Genomic DNA, 9589 nt, shown 5'->3' on the forward strand with positions numbered 1-9589 from the left:
GGGGGCCCAGCCCACGGGACTCACAGCGCACCCGGGTGCCGGCCCGGGGTAGATCACAGCGGGACCCCGGGCGCGGCGGGGTGGGGGCCCCGGGCGCGCGGGTTCACCGCAGGGTCAGGCGAGTTGCGCGAGCAGGTCGCCGCCCTCCACCTGCTGGATGCGGTTGATGGCGAGGCGGGTCACCGTGCCGGCCTTCTGGGCGGTGATCGTGGCCTCCATCTTCATCGCCTCGATGGTGGCCACGGTGGCACCGGCCGCCACCTCGTCGCCCTCGGCGACGGCGAGGGTCACCACACCGGCGAAGGGCGCCGCGACATGGCCGGGGTCGGTGCGGTCCGCCTTCTCGGTGACCGGGACGTCGGAGGCCGCCGAGCGGTCGCGGACCTGGATGGGCCGGATCTGTCCGTTGAGCGAGGACATCACGGTGCGCATCCCGCGTTCGTCGGCGTCGCCGACCGCCTGGAGTTCGATGAGCAGCCGGACACCGGGATCGAGGTCGACCGTGTACTCCTGGCCGGGGCGCAGCCCGTAGAAGAAGTCCTTGCTGTCCAGGACGCTGGTGTCGCCGAAGGACGCGCGGTGGGTGTCGAACTCGCGGGCCGGCCCGGGGAACAGCAGGCGGTTGAGGGTCGCCCGGCGCTCCTTGGCCAGCCCGGTGCGGTCGTCGGCGCTCAGCTCGGGCACCGGCTTGGCCTCGGCCCGCCCCCGCAGCGCCTTGCTGCGGAACGGCTCGGGCCAGCCGCCGGGCGGGGTGCCCAGCTCGCCGCGCAGGAAACCGATGACCGAGTCGGGGATGTCGAAGCGGTCCGGCTCCGCCTCGAAGTCCGCCGGGGACACACCGGCGCCCACCAGGTGCAGGGCCAGGTCCCCGACCACCTTGGAGGAGGGCGTGACCTTCACCAGGCGGCCCAGCATCCGGTCGGCGGCCTCGTACATCGCCTCGATGTCCTCGAAGCGGTCGCCGAGACCGAGCGCGATGGCCTGGGTGCGCAGGTTGGAAAGCTGCCCGCCGGGGATCTCGTGGTCGTAGACGCGGCCGGTCGGGGAGGCGAGGCCCGCCTCGAAGGGCGCGTAGACCTTGCGGACGCTCTCCCAGTACGGCTCCAGGTCGCCGACGGCCCTCAGGCCGAGGCCGGTGGGCCGCTCGGTGTGGTCGGTGGCGGCCACGATCGCCGACAGGGACGGCTGCGAGGTGGTGCCGGCCATGGACGCCACCGCTCCGTCGACGGCGTCCGCGCCGGCCTGGATGGCGGCCAGGTAGGTGGCGAGCTGGCCGCCGGTGGTGTCGTGGGTGTGCAGGTGCACCGGCAGGTCGAACTCGCGGCGCAGCGCGGACACCAGGGTCGCCGCGGCCGGGGCGCGCAGCAGGCCGGCCATGTCCTTGATCGCCAGGACGTGGGCGCCGGCGTCGACGATCTGCTCGGCGAGGCGCAGGTAGTAGTCGAGGGTGTAGAGCCGCTCGGCGGGGTCGGACAGGTCGGCGGTGTAGCAGAGAGCCACTTCCGCGATGGACGTCCCCGTCTGCCGTACGGCCTCGATGGCGGGCCGCATCTGCTCGACGTCGTTGAGGGCGTCGAAGATGCGGAAGATGTCGATGCCGGTGGCGGCGGCCTCCTGCACGAAGGCGTCGGTGACCTCGGTCGGGTACGGGGTGTAGCCGACGGTGTTGCGGCCGCGCAGCAGCATCTGGAGGCAGATGTTGGGCACGGCCTCGCGCAGGGCGGCCAGCCGCTCCCACGGGTCCTCGGCGAGGAAGCGCAGCGCCACGTCGTAGGTGGCGCCGCCCCAGCACTCCAGGGACAGCAGCTCGGGCAGGGTGTGGGCGACCACGGGGGCGACGGCGAGCATGTCCTTGGTGCGCACCCGGGTGGCGAGCAGCGACTGGTGGGCGTCGCGGAAGGTGGTGTCGGTGACGCCGATGGTCGTCGACTCGCGCAGCCGGCGGGCGAAGCCCTCGGGGCCCAGCTCGGCCAGCAGCTGCCGGGATCCGGCCGGGGGCTCCCCCGCGGGCACCGCCGGCAGCTTGGTCAGCGGGTCGATCAGCTCGGGGCGCTCGCCGTGCGGCTTGTTCACGGTGACGTCGGCGAGATAGGTCAGCAGCTTCGTGCCGCGGTCGGCGGAGTGCCGGGCGGTGAGCAGGTGCGGGCGCTGCTCGATGAACGAGGTGGTGACCTGGCCCGCCTGGAAGTCCGGGTCGTCCAGGACCGCCTGGAGGAACGGGATGTTGGTGGCGACGCCGCGGATGCGGAACTCGGCCACGGCGCGCCGGGCGCGGCTCACGGCGGTGGTGAAGTCCCGGCCGCGGCAGGAGAGTTTGACCAGCATCGAGTCGAAGTGGGCGCTGATCTCCGTGCCTGCGTGGGTGGTACCGCCGTCCAGGCGGATGCCGGAGCCGCCGGGTGAGCGGTACGCGCTGATCTGGCCGGTGTCCGGGCGGAAGCCGTTGGCCGGGTCCTCGGTGGTGATGCGGCACTGGAGGGCGGCGCCGCGCAGGGTGATGTTCTCCTGCGCGAGCCCGAGGTCGGCCAGCGTCTCACCGGCGGCGATGCGCAGCTGGGACTGGACGAGGTCGACGTCGGTGACCTCCTCGGTGACCGTGTGCTCGACCTGGATGCGGGGGTTCATCTCGATGAAGACGTGGTTGCCGTCGCGGTCGACGAGGAACTCCACGGTGCCGGCGTTGCGGTAGCCGATCTGCCGGGCGAAGTTCACCGCGTCGGCGCAGATCCGCTCGCGCAGGGCCGGGTCCAGGTTGGGAGCGGGCGCCAGCTCGATCACCTTCTGGTGGCGGCGCTGCACCGAGCAGTCCCGCTCGAAGAGGTGGATGACGTCGCCCTGCCCGTCGGCGAGGATCTGCACCTCGATGTGGCGGGGCTCCACGACCGCCTTCTCCAGGAAGACCGTGGAGTCGCCGAAGGCCGAGGCGGCCTCCCGGGACGCCGCCTCGATGGACTCCCGCAGCTGCTCGGGGTCCTCGACCCGGCGCATGCCGCGCCCGCCACCGCCGGCGACCGCCTTGACGAACACGGGGAAGCCGATGTCGTCGGCGGCGCGGACGAGTTCGTCCACGTCGGTGGAGGGCGCGGAGGACCCGAGCACCGGTACGCCTGCCTCGCGGGCGGCGGCCACGGCGCGGGCCTTGTTGCCGGTCAGTTCGAGGATCCGGGTGCTGGGTCCGACGAAGGTGATGCCGGCCTCTTCGCAGGCACGGGCCAGCTCGGGGTTCTCCGACAGGAATCCGTAGCCCGGGTACACGGCGTCGGCTCCCGCGCGGAGCGCCGCGCGGACGATCTCCTGCACGGAGAGATACGCGCGCACCGGATGCCCCGGCTCCCCGATCTCGTAGGCCTCGTCGGCCTTCAGCCGGTGGAGCGAGTTGCGGTCCTCGTGCGGGAAGACGGCGACGGTGCGCGCGCCGAGCTCGTAGCCCGCCCGAAACGCGCGGATCGCGATCTCACCGCGGTTGGCGACCAGCACCTTGCGGAACATTCTTGATCCCTTCAGCCTGCCGGGTGACGAGACCATCGTGTCGGCGCCACCTCCGGTACGCCATGTGAGCCGGGCCACTCAAGGCCCGCGATTGCTGTGGGCCGGTTCACACGTCGGAGTCGATCCCGGTGACGACCGACGGTCCGAGCGGTGTGCTGTCACGGTCCAGACCGGCGGCGCGCAGGGCGGAGTCCGCCACCTCCTGGGCCCGGCCCTCCGCGTGGGCGCGGGTGTCCGCCTCGACGGTGAGGCGCATGGTGAAGGTGCCGTCGTCGTTGACCGAGAGGGCGTCGAGGTCCTCCTCGTCCCCCAGGTGGGTGCGGTGCGGATCCGCCGGGCGCAGCGCCCGGGCCAGCTCGTCCTTCGTGACGTCCGGTACGGAGCCGGTGAACGTACCCGGAACCGAGATGACGTAGGTGGTCATGACACTCCTCCTTCGGGTGTCTCTTTCCCCTACCCCGCGACCGGCTCCTCACCTCAGCGGACTTTGGCGGCTCTTTTAAGGCTTTCTGAAGATGACCTTCGAACGGCCGTTTCTCCGCCGTTCGGGTCCTAGGCTCTCGAACACCCCCCACAGTCCCGGTGGGCGCGTTCGCGTCCACCGGGTACGGGTCGGGGTTCCGACAGCCGACAGACAAGCCGAGGTGTCCTGCGTATGGGTTCCCGCCGAGCCGCTCGCCCGTCCCGCTCCCACGCCCGCCCCCGCGGTGGGCTCAGGACCCGCGGTGCCGCGCTGGTGCTCGGCGCGGTCACCCTGACGGCGGGCGTCGGGATCACGCTGGCCGTCGCCGACGGCGACGACGGCGGGGCCTCGGACCAGGTGAGCGCGAATGCCGCCGAACAGACGCCGAACGCCGAGGACGCGGCGGGCGGTGCGTCGCCCCTGACGTCCCCGTCGGCGAGCCCGAGCAGCACGGCGAGCGGTTCGCCGAGCGCGAGCGCCGAACCGAAGAAGAAGCCGAAGAAGACGGCGAGCCCGTCCACCAGCGCCGCGAAGGCCGCCGCTCCCGCCTCCCGCACGACGAAGAAGGCGACGGCGAAGAGCGGCGGCGACCGGTCGGCCGGCGGCGACACGGGGTCGGACAGCGGCACGGGTTCGGGATCGGGCTCCGGCTCGGGTTCCGGTGGGTCGGGCGGGACCGAGGCCCAGGTGCTCGCACTGGTGAACGAGGAGCGGGCCGCCGCCGGCTGCTCCCCGGTCACCGCCAACGACAAGCTGACCCGGGCCGCGGACGACTACAGCGACGTCATGGCGAGCAGCGGTGTGATGTCCCACACGGGCCCGGACGGCTCCACCATGACGAGCCGCGTCGAGGCCGCCGGCTACCAGTGGTCCACGCTCGGTGAGAACATAGCCCGCGGTCAGGCGGACGCGGCGTCGGTCATGGACTCCTGGATGAACAGCGAGGGCCACCGCGCGAACATACTCAACTGCTCCTTCAAGGAGCTGGGCGTCGGTGTCCACGTCGGTGACGGCGGCCCCTGGTGGACCCAGAACTTCGGCGCGAGCCGCTGACCCGCGTCACCGCCGGCCCCCGTCACCGCTGAGCACCCTCACGGGCGCCGGCCAGCACGAACGACACCCGCACCCGCGCGCCCCCCATCGGCGCGCGGGTGATCGTCAGCTCGCCGTCCGCCGCGCGGGCCGCCCGGGCCACGATGTCGAGGCCGAGGCCGGTGGAGCCGCCGACGCTGACGCCCCGGGTGAGCGCCGCCTCGGGATCCGCCACGCCCGGCCCGGCGTCGTCGACGGTGAGGAAGACGTGCCGGTCCTGCCGCTCCACGAGCACCGTGAAGGCGGTGCCCTGCGGGGTGTGCCGGAAGACGTTGCCGATCAGGGCGTCGACGACGGCCGCGAGGTCGTCGTCGGGGAACGCGACGGGTGCCGGTCGCGGGGTCAGGGAACGCTGGTACTCCCGGTCCTGCTGGCCGGCGAGGACGGACCAGAAGTCCAGGCGCATGGCGACCACCTCGGCGACGTCGCACGGTTTCCCCGTGCCGGCCGCCGCCCCGCCGAGCTGCGCCGCGGCCAGGGGCGTACGCGCCGCCGCGATGATCGCGTCCAGTTCGCTCTCCAGTTGCCCGGCCGCTTCCGTGACCCGCCGGGCGCTCGGCGTCGCGCCCATCCGGTCGGCCTCCAGGTAGAGGGCGGTCAGCGGGGTGCGCAGCCGGTGGGAGAGGTCGGCGACCAGCTCGCGTTCGACGGCGAGCAGGTCCACGACCCGGTCGGCCATGCTGTTGAACGCCACTCCGGCCTCCTGCAGCTCGGGCGGCCCGTCCGGTTCCACCCGTACGTCGAGGTCGCCGGAGCCGAGGGCGAGCGAGGCGCTCTTGAGGCCGCGCGAGGAGCGGACGACGCGGGCGCCGAGCCGGTCGGCGACCAGCACCGAGCCGCCGACCAGGCCGAGGGCGAGCAGCGCCATGACGCCCCACGACGCGGCGACGCCCCGGGTGAGGTCGGCGGCGGGCACGTAGGCCTCGACGACCGCGACCCGGTCGCCCCGCAGGACGACGGGCTGGAGGTAGACCCAGCCGTCGTCGGTGTCGACGGCGAGCGTCTCGCGCCCCCGTACGGCCCGGCCGAGCGCGCTCTCGGGGGCGTGCGGGGTGCCGACGAAGCCGCCGTCGGGGAGCCGCACCACGAGCTGGTCGGACGAGCCCAGCTCGGCGACGGCCTGCTGCACGTCGGCGCGCCGGGTGGTGAGGGCGAGCACCGGCGACAGGGCGGAGGCGCGCTGCTCGGCGGCGGTGGTGACCCGGTCCCGGGCCTGTTCGCGCACCAGCAGGGCGAGCGGGATGAGGAACGACAGCGCCACCATCGAGGTGACGGCCAGGGCGATCCCGGCGAGGGCACGTCTCATGGCGCGCTGACCAGCTTGATGCCGATGCCGCGCACGGTGTGGAGATAGCGGGGCTTTCGCGCCTTCTCCCCCAGTTTGCGGCGGAGTGCGGAGAGGTGGACGTCCACCGTCTGGTCCTCCACGTACGGCTGCTGCCACACCTCGGCGAGTATCCGCTGCCGCGATATGACCTGGTCGGCGTTGGCGGCGAGGTAGGCGAGCAGGTCGAACTCGCGGCGGGTGAGGGGCAGTTCCCGGCCGGCGAGGTGCACGGTGCGGGCGGTGACGTCGATGCGCAGGTCGGCGACCTGGAGGACGGGCTGCCGCGCCGCCCGGACGTCGGCGGGCACCGAGCGGCGCAGCACGGCGGCGAGGCGGGCGGCGAGCTGGCCGCCGGAGAAGGGCTTGACCATGTAGTCGTCGGCCCCGGCGTTGAGCAGCCGGATGACCTCGGTGTCGTCGTCACGGGCGGTGGCGACCAGCACCGGGACGCGGGAGATGCCCCGGATCATCCGCAGCACGTCGAGCCCGTCGAGGTCGGGCAGCCCGAGGTCGAGCACGACGATGTCCGGCGGGCTCTGGGTGATGTCGCGCAACGCCTCGAAACCCTGGCGCGCGGTCTTCACGGCGTAGCCGTGCCCGGTCAGGACCTCGATCAGCGCGGCCCGGATCACGGGGTCGTCCTCGACGACGAGTACGGAGGCCATGGGCAGGCACGTTAGCCGGTCCGTCACTATGGTGTCGTGTCCCGCCTTCTGCGCTACCTGATCATCTGGCTGTCGTGCACGGCAGCCAGTGTCACGGCTGTCATCATCACGATCCACTTCGTGGTGGGCTCGACCCGGCCGACGGCACCGGTCGCGCAGTCGGCGCCGAAGGAGCTCCCGGCCTCTCCCGCGCCCAAGCCGTCCAAGACCGCGAAGCCCTCCCCCAGCCCGTCGGCGTCCAGCCGGAAGCCCAGCCCGTCGCCGTCCCGTACGAGCACGAAGCCGCCCAGCCCGACCGCGACTCCGACGCCGACCGCCTCCACCACGTCCCCGCGACCGCCGGCCGGCGGAGGCGACCCGGGGTGCGAGGAGGGCGGCGCGGGCGTGTACACGGTGCCCTCGGAGGGCGGCAAGGCGACCGTGCGGTTCGGCGGCTCCGGGGTGTGTCTGATCTCGGCGGTGCCGAACCAGGGCTTCACCGTGAGTACGGAGCAGAGCGAGCCGGAGGACCTGACGGTGACGTTCTCGGCGAGCCGCCACCGGTCGGAGATCACCGCGACGACGCAGCCGCAGAGCCAGGCCAACGTCCGTGAGGTGTCGTGGTGAAGGGGTCGTGGTGACATCCCTCACGTCCCCGCCGCCGGCCGACGGGGACGCGGGGACGTGAGGTCGTACGGTCACCCCCTGGCGCAGTCGGACCCGTTCAGGCGGAACCCGGCCGGGGCGGTGTTGGCGGCGCCCTTCCCGGCCGTGAAGCCGAGGGTGACGGTGCCTCCGGCCGGGATGGTGGCGGTGTAGGAGGCGGGGGCGACGCTCACCGCGCCGGCGTTCTGGGTGGCGGCGCCTCCCCACATGTTGGTGATGGTCTGGCCGTCCGCGAAGGTGAAGGCGAGCGTCCACGGGGTAATGGCGGCGGTGCCGGTGTTGCGGACGGCGATCTCGCCCTGGAAGCCGCCCGGCCACTCGCCGACGACGCGGTATCCGACGGAGCAGGCCGCACCCGGGGTGCCGCCCTCGTCGGTGGTGACGTCGACGGTGGCCGACCGGGCGGAGCGGTTGCCCGCCGCGTCCCGGGCGTAGACGGCGAAGGTGTAGGCAGTGCCGGCGGTGAGGCCGGTCACCGTGGCGGTGGTGGTGGTCGTGGACGCGGCGACCCCGGTCTCGGCGCCGTCGGCGACGCGGACGACGTCGTAGCCGGCGACACCGGTGTTGTCGGTGGCCGCGGCCCAGCCGAGCGTGACCGACGTGGCCGTGACCGCGGAGGCGGTGGGCGTGCCGGGTGCCGTCGGTGCCTCGGTGTCGTCCGGGGTGCCGCCGCCGTAGACGGTGGCCTCCTCGGAGGTCTGGGCGATGCCGTTGACGCCGTGGAAGATGCGCTCGCCCCAGGAGCTGAGCCGGCTGGGGTCGAAGTCGAGGGCGAGGTCGAGAACCGGGTCGGTGTTGCCGCTCCAGGACCAGGCCAGGTAGCCGAGGTCGAGCTGTTCGGCGGTGGCCATCATGGTGTCCTCGTCCGGGTCGCCCCACTGGTCGGCGGGGCCGCCGAACTCGCCGATGAGGATGGGCAGTCCGGCGTCGACGAACGCGTTCAGATAGTCGGTGATCTCCTGGGCCGTGTCATAGACGCTGTACATGTGGATCGAGAAGATCAGGTTGCCGGTGGGGTCGGCGTCGTACACGGACCGCGCGTTGGCCCGCATGACGCCCTGCCAGTCCTGCCCCCAGTTGGGCGCGTCCACCATGATCGTGTGCTGGAAGCCCGCGTCGCGCAGCTTCTCGACCGCCGCGACGGTCGGCCCGGTCCAGCCGGCGGGGTCGGTGTTGCCCCAGGGCTCGTTGCCGATGTTGACGACGACGTAGTCCTCCTGACCGGCCAGCACGTCCTTGAGGCCGATCCAGTAGTCGGCCGCGTGGTCGAGGGTGCCGGCCGCGGCGTCCTCGCCGTAGCCGGTGGTGTCGTGGACCTCCAGCACGCAGATCAGCCGGTTGGCCTTGCACTGCCCGATGACGCCGGCGACGTCCTCGGGGCTGTTCTCGCTCCAGCGGTGGCCGTCGGACAGGACGACGCGGACGCTGTTGGCGCCCAGCGCCTTCACGTCCGCGAGGGACTGCGTCTCACCGGGGTACCAGGTGTGGGCGTGGTTGACCCCGCGCATGACGAAGTCGTTGCCGTTGCCCTCCAGTAAGCGGCCGTCGCTGATGTGCAGGCCGGTCGCCTGCGCACCGACCGCTGACCGCGCCACTGCCATGGAGGGGCAGAAGGCGCCGAAGAGAACCAGCCCGATCAGGGCGGCCAGCAAGGCCGACAGTCGGGCCGACAGTCGGACCGGCGGGCTCTTCGGCGCGTCTCGTCTTGCTGTGCGCACGGCGACTCCAGGAGTAGTGCGGACACGGGAGGTGTGATGTGGGAGCGCTCCCACACCACACTCCATCCACTCACTACGCCGCGTACACGTCAAGACGTCGCACAGAAAACCCGGTCCCCCCCCGGGCCCCCCCCCCCCCCCCGCCCGGCGCGCACGCACACCCCCCCGCGGGAGAAAACAAAAACAACCA

General features: G+C 72.8%; 7 protein-coding genes. 1 reads left to right on the forward strand and 6 read right to left on the reverse strand.

What is annotated here, in order from left to right; genetic code table 11:
- Nucleotides 1-114 precede the first annotated feature (114 nt).
- Both ACFWR9_RS10045 and ACFWR9_RS10050 read right to left on the reverse strand, forming a co-directional pair.
- Nucleotides 115-3489 carry a pyruvate carboxylase gene (locus tag ACFWR9_RS10045; protein ID WP_383838348.1) on the reverse strand — a complete coding sequence of 1125 codons (3375 nt, stop codon included), beginning with the start codon at nt 3487-3489 and terminating at the stop codon, nt 115-117.
- Between the two features lie 106 nt (nt 3490-3595).
- Nucleotides 3596-3913, reverse strand: a complete 318-nt coding sequence (locus tag ACFWR9_RS10050) for a hypothetical protein (protein WP_383838351.1) — start codon at nt 3911-3913, stop codon at nt 3596-3598.
- A 231-nt stretch (nt 3914-4144) separates the two neighbouring features.
- On the opposite strand from ACFWR9_RS10050, the gene ACFWR9_RS10055 reads away from it, so the two are divergent.
- A complete protein-coding gene (locus ACFWR9_RS10055; RefSeq protein ID WP_383838355.1) occupies nt 4145-5005 on the forward strand; it encodes a CAP domain-containing protein in 861 nt (286 codons plus the stop codon).
- Between the two features lie 22 nt (nt 5006-5027).
- Here the strand turns inward: ACFWR9_RS10055 and ACFWR9_RS10060 are convergent, their stop codons facing one another.
- From ACFWR9_RS10060 to ACFWR9_RS10075, 4 genes are read right to left on the reverse strand one after another with little or no spacing between them, the layout of a single operon-like run.
- A complete protein-coding gene (locus tag ACFWR9_RS10060; RefSeq protein WP_383838358.1) occupies nt 5028-6350 on the reverse strand; it encodes an ATP-binding protein in 1323 nt (440 codons plus the stop codon).
- Nucleotides 6347-7036: a response regulator transcription factor gene (locus ACFWR9_RS10065; RefSeq protein ID WP_383838361.1), complete on the reverse strand. Its 690-nt coding sequence runs from the start codon at nt 7034-7036 to the stop codon at nt 6347-6349. Before ACFWR9_RS10065 ends, ACFWR9_RS10060 begins: the two co-directional genes overlap by 4 nt.
- A gap of 53 nt (nt 7037-7089) precedes the next feature.
- The gene (locus tag ACFWR9_RS10070; RefSeq protein WP_383838364.1) at nt 7090-7659 is read right to left on the reverse strand and encodes a hypothetical protein; all 570 of its coding nucleotides are present in this window, start codon (nt 7657-7659) and stop codon (nt 7090-7092) included.
- Between the two features lie 54 nt (nt 7660-7713).
- A complete protein-coding gene (locus ACFWR9_RS10075; protein WP_383838366.1) occupies nt 7714-9399 on the reverse strand; it encodes a cellulase family glycosylhydrolase in 1686 nt (561 codons plus the stop codon).
- Between the last annotated feature and the right edge of the window lie 190 nt (nt 9400-9589).

Source organism: Streptomyces sp. NPDC058534 (genome assembly GCF_042717365.1).
In the GTDB taxonomy this organism is placed as follows: domain Bacteria; phylum Actinomycetota; class Actinomycetes; order Streptomycetales; family Streptomycetaceae; genus Streptomyces.